Origin of the sequence: Ilyomonas limi, from assembly GCF_005233845.1 — a bacterium.
GTDB lineage: Bacteria > Bacteroidota > Bacteroidia > Chitinophagales > Chitinophagaceae > Ilyomonas > Ilyomonas limi.
On the sequence record NZ_SZQL01000003.1, the window covers coordinates 228030 to 248484 of the forward strand.

At 42.8% G+C, this 20455-nt stretch carries 14 protein-coding genes; 6 read left to right on the forward strand and 8 right to left on the reverse strand.

What is annotated here, in order from left to right; translation table 11 throughout:
* Positions 1–60: 60 nt before the first annotated feature.
* Together dut and FC093_RS05925 are read right to left on the reverse strand one after the other, a co-directional pair.
* Positions 61–504: a dUTP diphosphatase gene (gene dut / locus FC093_RS05920; protein WP_137260829.1), complete on the reverse strand. Its 444-nt coding sequence runs from the start codon at positions 502–504 to the stop codon at positions 61–63.
* Between the two features lie 441 nt (positions 505–945).
* Positions 946–2121 carry an acyltransferase family protein gene (locus FC093_RS05925; RefSeq protein ID WP_137260830.1) on the reverse strand — a complete coding sequence of 392 codons (1176 nt, stop codon included), beginning with the start codon at positions 2119–2121 and terminating at the stop codon, positions 946–948.
* Between the two features lie 71 nt (positions 2122–2192).
* Between FC093_RS05925 and FC093_RS05930 the strand changes: the two genes are divergently transcribed.
* The gene (locus tag FC093_RS05930) at positions 2193–2780 is read left to right on the forward strand and encodes an acyltransferase (RefSeq protein WP_137260831.1); all 588 of its coding nucleotides are present in this window, start codon (positions 2193–2195) and stop codon (positions 2778–2780) included.
* Between the two features lie 203 nt (positions 2781–2983).
* On the opposite strand, the gene FC093_RS05935 is transcribed toward FC093_RS05930, so the two are convergent.
* The gene (locus FC093_RS05935; protein ID WP_137260832.1) at positions 2984–3370 is read right to left on the reverse strand and encodes an SET domain-containing protein; all 387 of its coding nucleotides are present in this window, start codon (positions 3368–3370) and stop codon (positions 2984–2986) included.
* Between the two features lie 94 nt (positions 3371–3464).
* Here FC093_RS05935 and mgtE point away from each other — a divergent pair, with 94 nt between their 5' ends.
* Positions 3465–4871, forward strand: coding sequence for a magnesium transporter (mgtE, locus tag FC093_RS05940; protein WP_137260833.1), 1407 nt, complete (start codon positions 3465–3467; stop codon positions 4869–4871).
* A gap of 246 nt (positions 4872–5117) precedes the next feature.
* On the opposite strand, the gene FC093_RS05945 is transcribed toward mgtE, so the two are convergent.
* On the reverse strand, positions 5118–7811 hold the full coding sequence (locus tag FC093_RS05945; protein ID WP_317129042.1) for an MGH1-like glycoside hydrolase domain-containing protein: 2694 nt from the start codon (positions 7809–7811) through the stop codon (positions 5118–5120).
* Positions 7812–8384: 573 nt separating this feature from the next.
* Here FC093_RS05945 and FC093_RS05950 point away from each other — a divergent pair.
* The 4 genes from FC093_RS05950 (at position 8385) to FC093_RS05965 (ending at position 14683) form a co-directional block, all read left to right on the forward strand.
* Positions 8385–9251, forward strand: a complete 867-nt coding sequence (locus FC093_RS05950; RefSeq protein ID WP_137260834.1) for an NAD(P)-dependent oxidoreductase — start codon at positions 8385–8387, stop codon at positions 9249–9251.
* A gap of 130 nt (positions 9252–9381) precedes the next feature.
* Complete coding sequence (locus FC093_RS05955; RefSeq protein ID WP_137260835.1) at positions 9382–10383, forward strand: aldo/keto reductase; 1002 nt, start codon at positions 9382–9384, stop codon at positions 10381–10383.
* Positions 10384–11027: 644 nt separating this feature from the next.
* Entirely contained in the window at positions 11028–13325 is a 2298-nt protein-coding gene (gene glf, locus FC093_RS05960; protein ID WP_137260836.1) for a UDP-galactopyranose mutase, read from the forward strand.
* Between the two features lie 146 nt (positions 13326–13471).
* Positions 13472–14683 carry an amine oxidase gene (locus FC093_RS05965; protein ID WP_240743208.1) on the forward strand — a complete coding sequence of 404 codons (1212 nt, stop codon included), beginning with the start codon at positions 13472–13474 and terminating at the stop codon, positions 14681–14683.
* 181 nt (positions 14684–14864) lie between these two features.
* Here FC093_RS05965 and FC093_RS05970 read toward each other — a convergent pair whose 3' ends face one another.
* From FC093_RS05970 to FC093_RS05985, 4 genes are all read right to left on the reverse strand, one after another.
* On the reverse strand, positions 14865–15083 hold the full coding sequence (locus FC093_RS05970; RefSeq protein WP_137260837.1) for a PID-CTERM protein-sorting domain-containing protein: 219 nt from the start codon (positions 15081–15083) through the stop codon (positions 14865–14867).
* Positions 15084–15450: 367 nt separating this feature from the next.
* Positions 15451–17631 carry a DUF5916 domain-containing protein gene (locus FC093_RS05975; protein ID WP_240743209.1) on the reverse strand — a complete coding sequence of 727 codons (2181 nt, stop codon included), beginning with the start codon at positions 17629–17631 and terminating at the stop codon, positions 15451–15453.
* A gap of 254 nt (positions 17632–17885) precedes the next feature.
* Positions 17886–19868, reverse strand: coding sequence for a DNA topoisomerase (ATP-hydrolyzing) subunit B (gene gyrB / locus FC093_RS05980; protein ID WP_137260838.1), 1983 nt, complete (start codon positions 19866–19868; stop codon positions 17886–17888).
* A gap of 212 nt (positions 19869–20080) precedes the next feature.
* Positions 20081–20323 carry an MFS transporter gene (locus FC093_RS05985; RefSeq protein WP_137260839.1) on the reverse strand — a complete coding sequence of 81 codons (243 nt, stop codon included), beginning with the start codon at positions 20321–20323 and terminating at the stop codon, positions 20081–20083.
* Between the last annotated feature and the right edge of the window lie 132 nt (positions 20324–20455).

Genomic DNA, 20455 nt, shown 5'->3' on the forward strand with positions numbered 1-20455 from the left:
TGTTATTAAAATAGCTGCTTTAAAAAGAAGCTGTAGTTTTTACAATGCTTAACCTGTTATTTATTCCTTTCCCGTATGCCCAAAGCCGCCAGCACCCCTTGCTGTTTCCATAATTTCGTTTACTTCCATCCATTCTACCTGCTCCGCCTTTTGAATAACTATTTGGGCAATCCGATCGCCGGGCCGAATGGTGTGCGGCTCGTTCGATAAATTGATTAATATCACTTTTATCTCGCCACGATAATCTGCATCAATTGTGCCCGGACTATTGAGGCAGGTAATACCGTGATTGATGGCTAAACCGCTGCGCGGACGCACCTGCGCTTCGTAGCCATCGGGCAATTGGATGTACAACCCTGTGGCTACTAAACTCCGCTCCAAAGGTTGTAAAGTAACGGGTGCCGGAATGTGTGCGCGAATATCCATACCAGCAGCGCCTGCCGTGGCATACTGCGGCAACGGATTGGGCGAACGGTTAATAATCTGAACTACCGGTTTTTTCACTGCGGCAAAGTAAAGTAATTTGACATTAATGAGAGAATGCGTAAAGTGGAATACGGGCAAGCTCTATTATGAATCATCGCATCCGTAGATTAATGTGAATGTTTTTCTCACAGATGGCGCAGATATGCACAGATAATGGGAGACAGGTAAATGGAAAAAATCAGTTGATGAAGATATTGGAAGAATATAACCTAAGATTTCGAATGCCATTAAGATAAGCTTCGTAGGAGCGATGCGTTTAAAACTATAAACGTACCACTCCTAAGGAGCTTAATACAATACTCCATTAAACGATATTGAGCTAAAGCCTTGGGTTAGTACTATTAAACTAAGGATATCCGTTTACTTAACTTTTCTATGTGCGATAAGCATTATTATTGAGAACCTGAATATAAAAGGCTACTAAACTTTTTAATTGGTCCATCCGTTTTAACCTCAATATTATACCCGTATATAAATCTTCTTTCTGTCTAATATATAACCAATCAGCCAAAAGAAAATGATAAGGCATATTGAATAAAACAGCGAAGCAGCACGCTCATCAGCCCATAAAGGCTTACAAATATGTAAATAAAACCAGCCAAAAGGCGATGTATAAGCCGGTACACCCGCAGCATTTACGCTATTAGGTATGCGAATCAATGCGAGCACGCGTGGTAAAAAACCACTTAAGAAAAAGATGAACAACGGATTTTTACCAAATACATTAAAATACTGCGAGAGCCAGCCACGCCGGTTTTTAAACTCAATAATAAAAATAACCACCGATAATATGGCAATAGCCAAACCCGTAGTATATATCACATAGCTGCTCGTCCATATTTTTTTGTTAATAGGAAAAAGCATATCCCACCAATAACCGGCAAACATCAATACCAAACCAGCAACAAACAGGTTGCTCAGCATCTCATAGTTCTTGCCTTTGAGCTGAATATATTGACCCACAAAATAGCCAAAGATCACCTGTGTAATAGCCGGAATAGTACTTGCCAAACCTTCGGGATCAAAAGCTACGCCTTCGCCATGATACATGTGCGCGGCGCCGAAAGCCCATTTATCTACTGCCGTTCCAAAATATCCTTGCAGGCTATATGGGTCCATTTTATCGCCCAGCATAGCGCACAATACCCAATACAGCATCAGGAGAATAAAAGCAGTAACATACGCACCACGCGGCTTGAAAAAATAAATAATCAGCGAAGCAAAAAGATAACACAAAGCAATACGTTGCAGCACACCCATTACACGAATACCGGCAAGTTGCCCATCGCCGTTAATCCACTCCCAGCCTTTACCCACCAAATGTCCGGCAGCGTCGTAGCGCACAAAAGGGCACCAGTTTAAGAAAAGCCCAATGCCAAAAATGAGCAGCGTACGCCGGAATACTTTTGCCAAAAAAGCCGGTGTGCCTGCCTGCTGTAAACGCGGCATTACGAAAGCCATGGCATTGCCTACAGCAAATAAGAAAAAAGGAAACACCAGATCGGTAGGCGTGCAGCCATGCCACGGTGCATGGTCGAGCGGCTTATAAGGCGTACCTGCCTGGTTGTTGACCATAATCATAAACGCTACCGTAGCGCCTCTGAAAACATCCAGGGAATAATATCGTTCTTTCATACGTTTGTTGCTGCTGCTTTTCAACTTTGAAACGGGCGGATGAATGTAAAGTATAAATTTGATAACGAATTATGAATAACCAGGATTATTATGTTCATCCATCTTCTTACATAGATGAGCCTTGCACTATTGGCAAAGGCGTGCATATCTGGCACTTTTGCCACATTATGCAGCACAGCACCATCGGCGATGATTGCAATATTGGCCAGAACGTAGTGATTGGCCGTGGTGTAACCCTAGGCAACAATGTAAAAGTGCAAAATAATGTAACCGTTTATGAAGGCGTAACCTGCGAAGAGGATGTGTTTTTAGGTCCTTCGATGGTATTTACCAATGTGATTAATCCACGCAGTGCCATCAGCCGCAAGCAGGAGTTTAAACCTACATTGGTAAAGCGTGGTGCTACTATTGGTGCGAATGCCACTATTGTTTGTGGACATACGATTGGTGAATATGCTTTTATTGGCGCCGGCGCAGTTATTACCAAAGATGTGTTGCCGTATGCGCTAATGATTGGCAACCCTGCAAGACAAGCGGGCTGGATGAGCGAATGGGGAAGCAAGTTGCAATTTGATAAAGAAGGTTTTGCAGTGTGTGAGGGAAGTGGAGAAAAGTACAGGCTGGAGAATGGAAGGGTGCGGAAGATGAGTAATAATTAAATGTTTAAATACAGTGTAATTATTACATTATCGTAAGCGATAGAGAAGCAATCCGTACTATGCATGAATTATTGTTAATAACTTAACTGCAATACCGGATACTTAACCTGACAGGCTAAACAGCTCCAAATCAATACTATTAATAGCCCGTTTTAATTATACTACAACCAACAGATTACTTCCCTGCCGCTCGCATAACACAGCTACTCCTCCGTATCAAACCACACCTTTGTTTTATCGTTCGGGCTGGCGTTGTAGTTAATAGTTAGCTCTTCTCCTTTTTTAATGTCCCGCACGGTGCGCACCGTTACAATCTGCTCTTCAAAGTCCATCTCATACTCACAATTGGCGGTATAATCGTGGTTGTACATACTTACATAGCCAAAGGCTACGCAGGCCTGGCGACGGCTTTCGCCCCACTCAAAAATGTAATGGTACAGTTTGGTGCCTTCTATTTGTTTGCGTTCTTTGGCAGTAAGCACCAGCACCGGCGACACTTCTATTACCGTACCAGCCGGTATTCTTTTGCTGGTAAATACACCACGGCCTTTGTTACCTGCAACTGTAACGTCTATAGAGGGTAATATCATAATAAACCAACAGATTAGTTAAGTAAGTGCCGAAAATAAACAAATAAGCTATATCACAATGCTTTATTTAACAGCTACAAAGTAATTTGCGCACATGAGCACTGAAGCCGAAGAAATTTCAATCAATGAGCAGTTTGAAGAACTGATAAACAGTGAGGATAAAGCCCCATTGCGTGAGTTCCTTAATCATCTCAACATCAGCGATGTGGCTGATTTGATTTATGATTATGAAGATTACGAAGAAGTCATTATCGAAAACATGGCGGTGCACCGTGCTGCGGGTGTGTTTAAAATATTAGACATCGGCCCGCAAAAAAGAATCATTAAAAAAATGCCGCCGCACAAAACGGCCGAACTACTCAACGAACTGCCGCCTGATGACCGTACCGACTTTTTGGAAGAGTTACCCAAAGCGGCTATCCGCGACCTCATTAAACTGCTCAATCATGAAGAGCGAAAGATAACACTCTCGATGCTCGGCTACCCCGAAGACAGTGTGGGCAGGCTGATGACGCCCGATTATGTGTATGTATATAAATATCAAACGGTAGAAGAGGCATTTGCCACCATACGCAAAGTGGCTAAAAACAGCGAAACCATTGATGTGATTTATGTGATAAATGAAGAAGGTGAACTGATTGATGACCTGCGTATCCGCGACCTTATTTTAGCCCCGCCATACAAGCGTATTGAAGATTTGATAGACGGACGCATTATTGCACTCAACGTACACGACGACCAGGAGCAGGCAAGCCAGGTATTTAAAATGAATAACCGTGTGGCACTGCCGGTAACGGACGACAACAACATTCTGCTGGGCATTGTAACCATAGATGATATGTTTTGGGTGGCAGATGAAGAATATAGCGAAGACATTCAAAAGATTGGTGGTACCGAAGCACTGGATGAACCTTACCTCGATATTGCACTGCACAAGCTAATTAAAAAACGGGTGGTATGGCTGATTGTATTGTTTTTAAGTGAAATGCTTACTACAACGGCCATGACTTTTTTCTCCGACGAAATAGAAAAAGCACTGGTACTTTCTTTTTTTATTCCGCTTATTATGAGTAGCGGCGGCAATAGCGGCTCGCAGGCTTCCACATTAATTATACAGGCAATGGCTATTGGCGAAATAACCATTGCTGACTGGTGGCGTGTAATGCGCCGCGAAATATTAAGCGGACTGCTGCTGGGCGCTATCCTGGGAGTTATTGGATTTTGCAGAATATGGCTCTGGCATTTTATGATGAGTTATGGCATCATTAAAGATGTATATGGCGAGCATTGGCTACTGATTGCTTTTACTATTGGCTTTTCGCTCATTGGCGTGGTGCTGTGGGGCACGCTCTCCGGCTCTATGCTGCCTATTGTTCTCAAAAGATTAGGTGCCGACCCTGCCACTTCTTCAGCGCCATTCGTAGCAACTTTGGTAGATGTTACGGGCATTGTTATTTACTTCAGCGTAGCTTATATTTTTCTGCAGGGTGTGTTGCTGTAAAAGTTTGTTGAACTGTCATCAAGAAATAGCAATTCATTTTAGAATAAGCGGTTTAAACTGCTATTAATTTGATTCACCATTACTTATAGCCCACGGTTTAAACCGTGGGCTATAAAAGAAGGTTTGTTATACTAATGGATTCATTCATTTTCTTTAACCCTATCTATCTCATTAATTCAAAAGATTGCTTCTGTACTTCGTGCTCCTTAGTACCTTTGTGTATCTTCGCGGTTCAAAAAACTTCAATTAAACTCCCTTTTCTTCGGCCACTTCTTCCTCTTCATCTATCACTACTTTTTCTTCTTGTTTATATCCCGGCTTTGTTTGTGCTTGTTCTGTTAGCAACGATGCGATCAACGAAGTCCAGCCGCTCTGATGGCTCGCACCCAAACCATGCCCGTTATCGCCATGAAAATATTCAAAATACAATATCAAATCCCTGTTTTCGGGTTTGCTGTAAAACCAGTTGTAATTGCCATGCAAACGGCGCTGGTTTTGCGCATCTATTTCAAACAAACTGGCTACGCGGTCTATCAACTTACCGGCTACTTGTTTAAGATTGAGGTAATTGCCCGATCCGGTAGGATACTCAATCGTTAATCCATCACCATAAAAATCGCCATACTTACTGATAGACTCTATGATTAAATAATTAATGGGCATCCACACCGGGCCACGCCAGTTGCTGTTGCCGCCATAAAAGTTAGACGTGCTATCGCCGGGATCGTACTGGATGGTGTACTCGGTGCCTTCAATATTTACAGAATAAGGATACTTTTCGTGGTACTTGGAGAGGGCGCGGATACCGCCGGGCGACAAAAATTCTGTTTCGCTGAGCATACGCTGCAGCAAAGCAACCAATCTTTCTTTAGGTATTAATGAAAGTAATATTTTATTTTCCTCGGCACGCTCTTCATTAGGCCAAAACTTATTGTTTTTCTTTCGATAGTCTTCAAACCAGGTAATGCGTTTTTGAAAATCATCCAGTTTTTGCAGCACATTCGTTTCGATGATGGAAACGGCAAACAACGAGGTAAGCCCTACAATAGATTTAATACGCAATTGGATGGGGCTTGCATTAATCATTGCCAGCGTATCATAATAAAATTTGTCTTCATCGTTCCACATGCCCAGCTCGTTGAGCGCTTCGGCGATCAGTACAAAATGCTCAAAAAACTTGGTAGCGGTATCTTCAAAAGATGGGTCGTTCATGGCAATTTCAATAGCCATATCCATCATGTTCAGTGCATACATGCCCATCCAGCTGGTTCCGTCTGCCTGTTCCAGTTCCATTTGCCCCTGCAATTGCATACTGCGGTTGAACACACCTATATTATCAAGTCCCAAAAAGCCGCCCTCAAAAATGTTGTTTCCATTGGGGTCTTTACGGTTTATCCACCACGTAAAGTTGATGATGAGTTTTTGAAAAATACGCTTCAGAAAATCAATATCACCTGCTCCCGTATTCCTTTTTTCTATACGATATACTTCCAATGCAGCCAACGCCTGCACCGGTGGATTTACATCACCAAAGTTCCATTCATAAGCTGGCAATTGCCCATCGGGTTTCATATACCACTCGCGCATAATAAGCAACAACTGGTGTTTCGCATACACCGGATCTATCAGTGCCATGGGTATGCAATGGAAAGCCAAATCCCACGCCGCATACCAGGGATATTCCCATTTATCCGGCATAAGAATAATATCCTGGTTTTTCAGGTGCAACCAGTCGTGGTTGCGCCCATGCTGCCGTTGATAGCTGATGGGCGAAATACCATCGCCGGTAGAAATCCAGCGCTCAATATCGTAGTGGTAATACTGCTTGCTCCACAGCAGTCCCGCGAGTGCCTGCCGCTGTATCAGCAAGCGGTCGGCAGAAACATTATTTGGTAATATGGCTGCATAAAATTCATCAGCTTCCTGCTTGCGCTGCGCAAATACCTGCTCAAAGCCGTTGGCAAAAGGCGAGCTCTTCATTTCATCGCATAGGCGCAGATAAAACACTTTTGAGCCACCCGCAGGCACCACCGTTTTATATACCGGCGAAAACTTAGTGCCCTGCTTCGATTTGCGCAATTCTTCTACATTTTTATTGTTGACTACCGCATCGTTGATAGCATCTTTTACACAAATGCCGGTAGCATTGGGCTTGCCAAACAGCTTTTGCGTATTAGTCTCGTTTTCCGTAAAAAAGCGGTCATCTGGTCTGCCAAAATAAAAGTAATAATCGCCTAACCGTTCATGCGTGGCTTTTACAGTGTATTCATTTATTTCCTTCAACACCGGTCTAGTTTCCAGCCCACCATAGCTCCAGCGGTTATAAAACCAAAGAGTAGGCAACACAGTAATGGGCGCCGGTATTTTACCTCGGTTTATCACCTCTATTTTTATGGCAATATCTGTTTTACTATGCTTGGCGTAAGTAATAAAAACATCAAAATATTTATCGTCTTTAAAAATGCCGGTATCCAGTATTTCGTACTCCGGCTCCAGCTTGCTGCGATGCCGGTTGGTGTTTATCAAATCGTCGTAGGGAAATGCCTGCTGCGGATATTTATACAGCATTTGCATGTAGTAGTGTGTAGGCAAATTGTCTAAATAATAGTACAATTCTTTTACATCTTCGCCATGGTTGCCTTCGTAGTTGCCCAATCCAAACAGGCGCTCTTTCAAAATTTTGTCTTTGCCATTCCAGAGCGCCACACTAAAGCATAGGTTTTGAAAATAATCAGAAATGCCACCAAGCCCGTCTTCGCCCCATTTGTAGGCGCGACCGTTGGCATGATCAAATGGAAAATAATTCCAGGCATCGCCGTTCTCGCTGTAGTCTTCGCGTACGGTGCCCCATTCTCTTTCTGATAAATAAGGTCCCCATTGTTCCAGAGGTACCTGCTTGCCTGCATTTACCTTTAACCGCTGCTGCTCTGCTGTCATCATAAGCTACAAAAATAAGGTGCTAAAAATTGTAAGCAGCCTCAAATAAAGAAGTATTCCTTTTTATTGCATATAATTTTAAGCTGGTTACGTTTGGCAAAATAGCAGAAAGTGAAAGTAATATCAGATAGGTATGGTAAATACAGAAGTAATGCGGTAGCGTCTTCTTATTTATAAATAGTTGGATATATTTTTGTATAAGTTTTATAATGTTTAGGTGTGCTGTATAAGTGAGTAATGCTGCTTTTTACGGCCGAAAAGAAGAGCACATACAACAGCCTCTATAAACAAAGTATCTTTTGAATTTCCAGTTGTGGTTTTGAAGGCAACAGGTATTTGCCTGTACCCGCTATCAGCAATGCAACGGTTTTTATTATATTGTACTACAATCATTTTTTCTAAAACGCTTGTATGAAGTTGCGTGTACATTTAATATTTATTTTTATAAATACTTGTCCGTCTTTTGTTGCACAAAAATCATGATCAGCATATAACTTCTGCAGACAGCCGCAACTGCATACGCAACGGGGGCATCAGCAGCAATATCTTTTTATTTATAACGCTTTACTTTTTATCATGAGCAAAACAACTTTAGGCTGGATAGGCCTTGGCAATATGGGGATACCCATGTGTAGAAACCTGTTGAAAGCAGGTTATCCATTAACCGTTTACAACCGCACTACGGGTAAAGAAAAAGAACTGACCGATGCAGGTGCACAAACAGCAGAAAGCCCTGCAAAACTGTTGCAATCCTGTGAAGTGGTGTTTGTAATGGTATCGGACGATGCGGCAGTAAAAGCAGTTTTTAATGGTGAAGATGGATTGTTATCAGCTGCTATTTCCAACCAAAGTAAAATAATTATTAACACCAGTACTATTTCGCCGGAGACCACAAAGCAGGTAGCGCAGCAATGTAATAACAAAGGCATAGCCTACTTAGAAGCACCGGTATCGGGCAGTGTAAAACCCGCCGAAGATGCAACATTAATTGTACTTGCCGGCGGTCCTAAAACCGTATTTAACAGCGCAAAACCAATACTGGATTGTCTTGGCAAAATGGTAATGCACTTAGGCTATTATGGCAGTGCCGGTGTGGCCAAACTGGCTATCAATCTGCTGGTTGGCTTTAATATGCAAGGGCTGGCAGAAACGGTTTTGTTTGCACAGCAGCATGGCATAGATGCTAAAGACATGCTAACCATTGTAAACGAAGGTGGCTGTGCCAATGGTACTACCAAAGCCAAAACGCCGGTTATTTTATCGGGTAATTATGCACCGGCTTTCTCGGTAAAAAATTATGCAAAAGATCTGCGCCTTGCCAAAAACACCGGCATTACAACACCACTTGCCAATACCCTGCACGATACTTATCAGGCTGCTTTGGATAAATATGAAGAAGAGGATGCAATGGCAATATTGAAATATTTACAGGAAAAAGAATAACTTGAACCACAAAATCCAGAAAATACAAAACAACACAAAAAATAGTAAATAAATCTTAGCGAACCTTTACATCATTCGTGATTGTATGGTTCAAAAAAACCCTTAACGATCAACTAAAAACATACCCAATATGCAATACAGACAGATAGCAACTACCGACCTTAAATTGTCGGCTATTACATTTGGCGCTTGGGCAGCCGGCGGCTGGATGTGGGGTGGCAACGAGCGTAAGGAGAGCATAGCTGCCATACGTGCCTCGTACGATGAAGGTGTTACTTCAATAGATACAGCCCCTATCTACGGGCAGGGAGAAAGCGAAGAAATTGTAGGCGAAGCCATTAAAGGCATTCCGCGCGATGAAATACAAATACTCACCAAATATGGCATGCGATGGGATGTGGCGAAAGGCGACTTTGCTTTTAAAAGTAAAAACAACCAGGGACAAGACATTGACATTTACAAATATGCCGGCCGCGAGAGCATTATTAAAGAATGTGAAGACAGCCTGCGCCGTCTTGGTACCGATTATATTGACCTGTACCAAATTCATTGGCCTGATAAAACCACATCCATAGAGGAAACGATGGAAACTGTAGCTGAGCTGATAAAACAAGGTAAAGTGCGGGAAGCAGGCGTGTGCAACTACAATGTGGAGCAACTAATGGAAGCCCGTAAATACATACGCCTTGCCAGTAATCAGGTGCCTTACAGTATGGTAAAGCGCGACATTGAAAAAGATGTGGTACCCTATTGTATAGAGCATAATAAATCTGTCCTTGCTTACAGCCCATTGGAACGGGGTTTACTTACCGGCAAGATGAAGCCGGGTTACCAGTTTGCAGAAGGGGACCACCGCGCCAACCTGTACTTTTTTAAAGATGAAAACCTGCGCCGCACCGATGCCTTTTTGCAAAAAATTAAACCTATAGCTGACGCTAAAGGGGCAACACTCGGGCAGCTTGTTTTGCGCTGGACAATAACACAGCCGGGCATTACCATTGCACTGGTTGGTGCACGCAATACAAAGCAGGCAAAGGAAAATGCCAGAACAATGCGGATAAGCCTCGGCCAAGATGAAGTTGACCTGATCACGAATGAACTTGATCAGTTGCAATTGATGAAAGATGCTTAATGCACCGCCAACTGTATTTTATTTTCCTGCAGGCGAGGACGCTCACCGATGGAAGTTTAAAATAGGAAGCTTCTGTCTGGCAACAGTTGTGATGTAATATCTCACCTTACTGTTCTGAATATTTTTTATATATTCTTATATCGATATGATGAGGTACAAAGCATCTGTGCAGTATAAATATACCATCATTAGATAAACTTTGATTTATGACTAAGCTCAGATGCTTCCTTCGTCAGCATGACAAATGCAGAATTTGATTGTAGTATTAAACTACACAAAAAAATTGCCCCGAATACAACCTGTGATATTCCTACCCGTTTAAAACATACTCTTAATTTATATTTTGTTGGTACCGTACTTGGCTTTTTGAAGCTAACAAAGCCTTTTAATGTGTTTACCCCCTTGTCGCCGGGTACACTTATTGAAGATGGAGGCTGCAAAACGCCTGCAAGCCATGCCACAATACACAGTGTCCACAATATATTAATATTTACGTTATATAAAATACGCATTATCAATGTTAAAAAATGGCACTATTATTAGGAATACTATAATATTACCCCTGGCCGGTTTAAGTTTTACCTTATCAGCAGGATTTGTATCTTTTATTTTTATATATAACCTAAAAAACAGAAAAACACTCTATGGATGTTATTTGCTTTGCACATCTCAGATGGAACTTTGTTTATCAGCGTCCACAACATTTAATCAGCAGGTTCGCCTCTGTTTACCGTGTTTTTTACATAGAAGAACCTATGTACACCGATGCCGATGATGATTATGTTATTCAACAAAGCAAGGAGAAAGTGTGGGTAGTGGTACCGCATTTAAAAAAAGGTGCTCATGGTGATGTGGCAAGCAGGCAGCGAAGTATATTAAACCGCCTTTTCAGCGACCGGAGCATCAGCCGTTACCTGTTTTGGTATTATACACCTATGGCCCTGCAGTTCAGCAATCATTTTACGCCCATGCTTACGGTATATGATTGCATGGATGAGTTGTCTTCGTTCAAATTTGCGCCACCGCAGCTTAAAGAATTAGAGAAAGAACTAATGGGTAAAGCCGACCTGGTATTTACCGGCGGGCACAGCCTGTATGAAGCAAAAAAAGACCAGCATGCACATATCTATCCTTTCCCGAGCAGTATAGATAAAAATCATTTTGCCAAAGCAAGAAATTATAAAGAGGAGCCTGCCGACCAGACAGCTATTCCGCACCCACGGCTGGGTTTTTATGGGGTAATAGATGAGCGTTTTGATATTGATTTGATTGAAAAAGTGGCTGCCGCAAAGCCCGACTGGCATTTTGTATTGATTGGTCCGGTAGTGAAAATAGATCCTGCAACCTTGCCTAAATACAACAACATACATTATTTAGGTGGTAAGTCGTACAATGAATTGCCGGCTTACCTGAGCGGCTGGGATATTGCCATTATACCTTTTGCGCTAAATGAATCTACCAAATACATCAGCCCTACCAAAACGCCGGAATACATGGCTGCCGGTATCCCGGTTATTTCTACTGCTATCAGAGATGTAGTGCATCCTTATGGTGTGGAAGAACTGGTGCATATAACTCATTCGCCCGAAGAGTTTATACAACAGGCCAAAAAGGAATTGGCGGCAACAGATAAAACAGTCTGGTTGGCCAAGTCGGATGCATTTCTTGCCAATAATTCGTGGGACAATACATGGCAGCAGATGATGGAACTGATTAATGACCGTCTGGTGGCAAAGCAGGCACTTTTTGCCAATAATTATAAAAGGAAAGAAAAAAACGAGCAAGGCTTTGACTACCTGATTGTAGGTGCCGGCTTCTCGGGCAGTGTACTGGCAGAAAGACTTGCCAGCAAAGCCAATAAAAGAGTATTAATTATAGATAAGCGCGACCACATTGGCGGCAATACGTATGATTATTACAACAACGATGGCATTTTAATACATAAATACGGCCCGCATATTTTTCATACCAACTCCAAAGAAGTATTTGAATATTTAGGACAGTTTACACAATGGCGCCCGTATGAGCATCGCGTATTAGCGAGTGTAGATGGACAGATGGTGCCTATTCCTATTAATCAGAATACGATTAATATGCTATACGGGCTAAATCTTTCTTCGGATGAAGTAGATGCCTTTTTAAAGTCGAAGGCAGAGCCGGTAGACCGGATCTTAACATCGGAGGATGTAGTAATAAGTAAAGTAGGACGGGAGTTGTACGAAAAGTTTTTCAGGGGTTATACGCGCAAGCAATGGGCACTCGATCCTTCGCAATTGGATGCATCGGTAACAGCGCGCGTGCCAACCCGCACCAACAAAGATGATCGCTATTTTACCGATACGTTCCAGGCAATGCCGCTGCATGGATATACGCAGCTATTTCAAAAGATGCTGGCACATCCCAACATCAAAATCATGCTAAATACTGATTATAAAGAAGTAATAGGCATGATACCGCATAAGGCACTCATCTTTACTGGGCCAATAGACAGCTTCTTCGATTATTGCTATGGCAAACTGCCTTATCGCTCACTCGATTTTCAGTTTGAGACGGTGGATGCAGAACACTTTCAGCCCACGGGCACGGTTAATTATCCTAATGAGCATTTATACACACGTATTACCGAATTTAAATACCTCACGGGGCAAAAGCATCCGAAAACGTCTGTTGTGTATGAGTATCCAAAAGATGAAGGCGATCCGTATTATCCCATTCCCACACAGGAAAATGCAAGGATGTATAAAAAATACCAGTTGCTGGCAACTGCTACGCCCAACACCTATTTTGCAGGCCGCTTAGGCACTTATAAATATTATAATATGGACCAGGTAGTGGCGCAGTCGCTAACGCTGTTTAAAAAGCTGGTGCAGGCCGAAGAACAGCATATGCCGATGCCGGTGAATGGAGTAAATGGTCATAAGGTTTCTATTACTGCACCATAATAAAAATTATAATAAAAAATAATAACAACAGTTCGAAAGTGTAAAGCATTGAGTAATAAATGAGCATTGGCTTACTTATAATTACTGTAAGCAAGCCAATGATAGCGCTGTAGTACATTTTTGAAAGTAAAACAATCTTCAACATCATGACTGTTTTGATGAATGATGAATATACCCTTCATCAAAGCCCGTTCGCCTCGTTTTGGATGGGCGGATATGAGTGTACCGATAAACTAAATGCTTTTGGCAACAGGGTAGATTTTTTAACCCTCACCGGGCATTTGCAAATGCTGAAGGAAGATTATCGGCAGTTGGATTTATTCGATATTAAAACGGTAAGAGAAGGTATCCGCTGGAGTCAGGTAGAGCAACGCCCATACCAGTACGACTGGAGTACGGTAGGCTATATGATGGAGTGTGCCAAAGCACAAAGCGTACAGCAGGTATGGGATATCTGTCACTTTGGCTTCCCCGACGATCTCACACCGTTGCATCCTCATTTTGCACGACGCTTTTCGGCGTTATGCCGGGCTTTTGTTCGCTTCTACCGTTCTATTGATACCGAAAGTACACTGATTGTTACGCCTATCAATGAAGTCAGCTTTTTATCTTGGCTGGGCGGCGATGTGCGTGGCACTTCACCATATTGCGTAGGGCAGGGTTGGGAGGTAAAATACCACCTGATGCAAGCTTATATAGAAGGTATAGCAGCCATGAAGGAGGAAGATCCCGATGTGCGCATACTTACTACTGAGCCGCTCACGAGCATTGTACCGGAACTGGATGCTGATGAAGAAGGTATAGAAAAGGCGGCTGCATTGCACGAGCTTCAGTTTCAGGTAACCGAGATGCTTTGCGGGTTTATGTGCCCCGAACTAGGCGGCAAGCCGGAATACCTGGATATCCTGGGCTTTAATTATTACCATAACAATCAATGGGTTGCCGATACAGGCCAGTTTTTACCATGGGGGAATGAGAACAACGATCCGCGGTGGCAACCGTTAAGCGATTTAATGTATAAGGCTTACAAACGCTATAACCGTCCGTTTGTACTTACCGAAACCAGCCATCCCGGCGTACACCGCCCCGAATGGCTAACTTTTGTTGCAGCGTCCTGTGCTAAGCTGTTGCGGGAGGGACTACCCTTATGGGGCATTTGCTGGTATCCAATAATTGACCGTCCTGATTGGGATCACATGCAACCCTGGCACCGGTCGGGCGTATGGGACATACTACCCGACGATATGGGCTCATTACGGCGTGTATTGCATCAGCCAACAGCCATTGCTTTGCGGCGTGCGCAGGAAGTAATAAATAAAGCGATGATGAAAAAAGGGGTTATGAAGGCAATTTTGTGAAGAGATATAAAGACTAAAATAGCAGGAATGTTACTAATCCAGGCTCCTGATAAACATATTATAAGCCCGCTTATGGCGGGCTTCTTTTGGGGCACTACTTACAGTAAGGCTAATAGTAAACTGGAAAAGTGAATTTGGAAAAGTATCCCTGCAATTACTTTTTCAATACCGCTGAATAAGCTTATTTCTCTGCTTGCTGCTCTTTATTGTGTTCGTATTTTTTCTTTATGCCATACGCCACACCGGCAGCCACTAAGATGCCGATGCCGCCATCGAAGGGCACGTTGGTATCCGGATCGCCGCCTTCATCGCCAAATTCAACTTGCGCATTTACTCTTGTGGGTGTAAAATTAATTGCTGCGATCAGGAGTAAAGCAGTAATACAATGTTTCAGTTTCATTATCATGAATTTTAGATAACCGGATGAATTGGATATTATTTTGAATAAGCAGTTAATCAGCTACTAAAACAAGCTGCGCTGAATTAGCTGATGAACAAATACTTTGTAGCCAACTAACGTAAAACGATTGTACTTGCTTGTATATTGAATAACGGAGTCTTAGAACGTCAGATTTTTATTCCAACTGTACAAGAGTTACAGCGAAAATACATAGATAATAATATAACTATATTTTACATGCTGTTAATTAATGTATATTTAAGCGCATTTAATCTTTATTCAATGGTTGCACATTAGTATATCCGCTTAGGTTAGAGTAAAAATTAAAGGGAAAGCCAAACGGTAACATACTTGTATTTAACACCTTCTACAAATTCCACCAATAATTCAGCTTTAGCACCAGGGCTCTTGTTTTTACGGCAAAAGGTGCAGGGAAATAATTATCGGTATAAACAATAAACAAATCAGAAGCAGGTTTGTAGCGCCATTGGAAACGTGTATTGATATTCACATTATTTGTCTGCTGATTATACTGGAAAAAAGTAGTAAAAAACAGCGTATTGGTAAATGTTACATCTATGCGCGGACCAATCAACCAAAAATGCACATTGCCCCAGGGCTGCGGTAGTATCAGGTTGTTGTAATTCACATACATATTAATATTTACATACGGCTGTACGCGGTAGCCAAGTGTACCGCCGGCAGTGAATATATGCCCGCCGGCATAGTAGCTTCCGTACCGCATAGAAGCTGCATATGTAAAAGTATGTTGCGGTGCCGATACATAATCGAAGCCGGTAAGCGAATAACGGTGCTCACTGCCGGCCAGCAGCGAATCTTTGCCGGTATTGGTTGGGTCGAATGGTCGTAATAACCGCACATAATCATTTTGACCTATAAGCGACAATGTGCTTTTGCTACGGAAAGTAAAGAGATAGGCCAGCACATTTTCATAATCGGTACGATGAAATTTGGTATCGAAAAAATAGTTGAGTGTAAGCTGCGGGCCATGCGTAAGAATAGCGCCGCGCTTAGGAAAGAAATACCTTGAAATAGAAGGATTAAGCTTAATAAAACCAGTACGTGGCACATAGCCAGCCTCGGCAGTATAATTTTTACCTACATACTCATACTGACCGTTAATTAACCATTTGCGGCTGCTGTATTGCAGATTGGCAGCATGGGTTAGGTCGTCACCACTTTTACCCGGCGTAAAAGATTTTAGTATCATCGCCTTACCCGTAAATACGTTATTTGCAGAGGCCAGGTTATACTCCACACCCATGTTGCGGTTGTATTTTGAGTAAACGCCCTTTAAACTATCGCTGCCGGTGGGGTGGTAATTAATAGCCGCTTTATCAATATAAATAAACCCGATATTGGAGCGCTTAAACACCTTTTGCTGTAACGAAACTACCGCATAGTTCTGTGCAGGCGAAGCAATTTCTTCATTACCGGCCGTTTCCATATCCATAACGCCAATGCGTAGTGTTTTATTAATCTTGCCGCTCAAACGTACACCCGCATTAATGGGTGTATTCAAGCCAATTCTTCTTGAGAAAAAAGGACGAACATCTGTATAACCAAAGTTGCCAAATAAGTCGCCGTTTTCTAAAAAAAACTGTCTTTTTTCGGGGAAAAACAGCTCATAACGGCTTAGGTTGGTTACCTGCTGGTCCACTTCTACCTGCGAAAAATCGGGATGCACCGTAAGGTCGAGGTTGAGTGCGGTAGAAAAAGCTATTTTTGCATCCACACCTTCGCGCCCCAGTATGCCCGATGATTTGTTGGTGGTGTAATCTTTAGCAGTGCTGGTAAGGAAATAAGGAATTATAGACACATTGCTGTGCGGATCGGGCGGCGGTACATCCCACACCAGCGTGCCGGTGTAAGCCAGCGATGCCGTAGGAAACTGCCTTGGCATAGGTGCCCAACTGCTTTTTTCGGTAGTCTTTAAATCGTTGCGGCTAAAGTTGATGCCCCAATGCAGCATGTCTCTTTTATACCGCAATGTTTTGAAAGGAATAGCTGCTTCAAATATGTACTTGTCAGGGTAGTTTTTAACTGCCGACAGCCACTTGTTGTCCCAGTTTAGGTCCACCGAGCCGCCGCTGTACATGGTGCCGTCCCACTGTGCGCCGGCAGCATTAGCACCAAACGAAAAGCCGGTGGTCTGGTCCTCAAACGGATCTATAAACACTAAAAAGTTATCGTTTTTTCCAAAGTTAAAATCGCGCCGCAACGATTCCACCATATTCGCGCCGGGCAAAGCATTGTAACATATAGCAATGAGGTATAAATAACGGTCATCATAGGTCATGCGTACTTCCGTTTTTACCTGTGCCATACTGGTATCCATAGGCAGCACCATATAAAAACTATCGGCAGCGGCAGCATTTTGCCAGGCAGCTTCATCCATAGCACCATCAATAGTTACAGGTAAAGCTGTTTTATGAATGAAGTACTGAATACCGGCATTGTTCTTTTGTGCAAATACATAAAATGGTATAATTACGGTCAGCAGGCAAAGAAGCAAAAATCTGTTCACGAATTGGTATAATTGAGGCACGAAAGATAAACAACAAAATAAATGTAGAAAGTGATTTTAAGAGAAAACCGGTTGTGGGTAAAAGTGAATGAATATCGGGTAAATAAAATATGGTTTTATTGCACATTGCTATTCTTCAATATCAGTTGATGCAAACAACGGCAAAGTAAACAATGCATTAATTTATTTACACAAAAAATAAAAGCCCCGCCTGCGGCGGGGCTTTATATTCAATAGTAAAATCTAATTAATAGCTATACATCTATTTTAGCATAGCGTGCGTGCGTTTCTATAAACTCGCGGCGGGGTGCCACTTCATCGCCCATCAACATGCTGAAGACGCGGTCTGCTTCGGCAGCACTTTCCAGTGTTACCTGTTTTAAAGTACGGCGTGCAGGATCCATGGTAGTCTCCCACAACTGGTCGGCATTCATTTCGCCCAAGCCTTTATAACGCTGTATGCCTACGCTGTCTTCGCGGCCGTTGGCTAAACGCTCAATCCACATTTTACGCTGCTCCTCGCTGTAAGCGTAATGTGCTTCTTTTCCTTTCTTTACCAAATACAAGGGCGGCTGTGCGATATACACATAGCCTTGCTGCACCAGTTCTTTCATATACCGGAAAATGAAAGTAAGAATCAGCGTGGCAATGTGCGATCCATCCACGTCAGCATCGGTCATGATGATAAGCTTATGATAACGGAGCTTACTGATATTGAGCGCTTTTGGGTCATCGGGAGTACCCACCGTTACACCCATTGCAGTAAAGATGTTGCGGATTTCTTCGTTCTCATAAATCTTATGCTCCATAGCTTTTTCCACGTTGAGGATTTTACCGCGCAGGGGCAAAATAGCCTGAAAGCTTCTTTCGCGACCTTGCTTGGCAGTACCGCCGGCACTGTCACCTTCCACGAGGTAGAGTTCTGTTTTTTCGGGGTCACGCTCACTGCAATCGGCCAATTTACCGGGTAGTCCGCTACCGCTTAATACCGTTTTACGCTGCACCATTTCGCGGGCTTTTTTAGCCGCTACGCGGGCTTGCGCTGCCAGCACTACTTTACTAATAATGTTCTTGGCTTCTCTTGGATTCTCTTCCAGGTAATTTTCCAGTGCACGGGCAACCGTAGTTTGCACTACACCACTTACATCGCTGTTACCCAGCTTTGTTTTTGTTTGCCCTTCAAACTGCGGCTCCGGTACTTTTACAGATATGATAGCACTTAAGCCTTCACGGAAGTCATCGCCTTCTACTGCCACCTTCGCTTTCTCAAACAGGCCTTGCTTATCGCCATATGTTTTAAACACACGCGTTAATGCCTGGCGAAAACCGGTAACGTGCGTACCGCCTTCGATGGTATTGATATTATTTACGTAAGAGAAGATATGCTCTTTAAAATCATCATTATAAGTAAGGGCAACTTCTACTGCTATATTAGAGTTAACATCAAGCCCTTCTACATACAGCGGCTTGCCAATGAGCGAGTTGCGGTTGCCATTTTTATCCAGCATTTCCACAAACTCCATAATACCGCCTTCGCTGTAAAACGTTTTACTGTAGGTAACGCCATGCTCATCTTTCTCGCGTAAATCGTTTAAAACAATTTGTATGCGTTTGTTGAGGTAGGCCAGCTCGCGCAGGCGGCCTTCGAGGATGTCTTTACTATAAGTACTTACCTGAAAAATGGAATAATCCGGCCAAAAATGTACGCGGGTGCCGGTTTTATCACTCACCCCAATTTCGCGCACCTCATATTCAGGTTTGCCTTCGTGATAGGTCTGTTCAAATATTTTGCCATCGCGATGCACGGTTACATGTAAGGTAGTACTCAGGGCATTCACGCAGCTTACGCCCACGCCATGCAAACCGCCCGATACTTTATAGGTGTTTTTGTCAAATTTACCACCAGCGTGCAGCACGGTCATTACAATTTCCAGTGCGCTGCGGCCTTCTTTGGTATTGATGCCGGTGGGAATACCGCGACCATCGTCCTGTACGGAAATGGAATTGTCTTCGTGAATAGTAACAACGATGTTTTTGCAATAGCCGGCAAGGGCCTCGTCAATGGAGTTATCTACTACTTCGTACACAAGGTGGTGCAACCCTTTTACGCTTACATCACCTATATACATTGCCGGGCGCTTACGCACGGCTTCCAAACCTTCTAATACCTGGATACTATCGGCGCCGTAGGTTTTGGTTTGCGGCGCTTCTTCTGCTACTAAAGTTTCTTCATTCATAACGGTCTTATCTGGCTGTAAAAACTAATTCTTTACAGGTCTGCGAAGTTACTGAAAATAAGCGGTTTTAAGAAGTAAATTGGCAGTGTTATATGCTTATTTTTTGTTATAAAACCGGGGATAAAAAAGGTGTTTTTTTAGATAAAATCATATACTCCTGCGCTGCAATTGAAATTTAATGGCTGGTGCCGGAATAGGGAGAAAGTAGATTACTACGAGCAAAGTAACAATACGGCTATCATGAAAGCAGCACCGACGCCAAACGAAGCCAGATAAACCCACCCGGTACGCGAGCTTGCCAGCATTGTACAAATGCTTTGCAACGCCGGGAAAGTGTTAATGGCAGTTGCAGTATCCTTTTTATCAGTGATATTGGTAATCCATGCTTTTGAAATACCGCCTGTTGCAGCCGCATATACACCATACCTAAAAAATAACCCGAAAAAGAAGTACATATTAGTATTTATGAAAAAGCCTGCATATACACAAACAAACAAAAAAAGCCCAGTAATAAAATAGTTCTTAATCCCACTTTATCGGCTATAATGCCGGCGGGAAAAGCGAACAGTGCATATATGAAATTGTAA

Coding starts and splice junctions, on each gene's coding strand:
- FC093_RS05955 (WP_137260835.1), top strand. CDS start 9,382: ATGCAATACAGACAGATAGCAACTACCGACCTTAAATTGTCGGCTATT.
- mgtE (WP_137260833.1), top strand. CDS start 3,465: ATGAGCACTGAAGCCGAAGAAATTTCAATCAATGAGCAGTTTGAAGAA.
- FC093_RS05965 (WP_240743208.1), top strand. CDS start 13,472: ATGACTGTTTTGATGAATGATGAATATACCCTTCATCAAAGCCCGTTC.
- FC093_RS05930 (WP_137260831.1), top strand. CDS start 2,193: ATGAATAACCAGGATTATTATGTTCATCCATCTTCTTACATAGATGAG.
- FC093_RS05970 (WP_137260837.1), bottom strand. CDS start 15,083: ATGAAACTGAAACATTGTATTACTGCTTTACTCCTGATCGCAGCAATT.
- FC093_RS05985 (WP_137260839.1), bottom strand. CDS start 20,323: ATGTACTTCTTTTTCGGGTTATTTTTTAGGTATGGTGTATATGCGGCT.
- FC093_RS05925 (WP_137260830.1), bottom strand. CDS start 2,121: ATGAAAGAACGATATTATTCCCTGGATGTTTTCAGAGGCGCTACGGTA.
- FC093_RS05935 (WP_137260832.1), bottom strand. CDS start 3,370: ATGATATTACCCTCTATAGACGTTACAGTTGCAGGTAACAAAGGCCGT.
- FC093_RS05950 (WP_137260834.1), top strand. CDS start 8,385: ATGAGCAAAACAACTTTAGGCTGGATAGGCCTTGGCAATATGGGGATA.
- gyrB (WP_137260838.1), bottom strand. CDS start 19,868: ATGAATGAAGAAACTTTAGTAGCAGAAGAAGCGCCGCAAACCAAAACC.
- FC093_RS05945 (WP_317129042.1), bottom strand. CDS start 7,811: ATGATGACAGCAGAGCAGCAGCGGTTAAAGGTAAATGCAGGCAAGCAG.
- glf (WP_137260836.1), top strand. CDS start 11,028: ATGGATGTTATTTGCTTTGCACATCTCAGATGGAACTTTGTTTATCAG.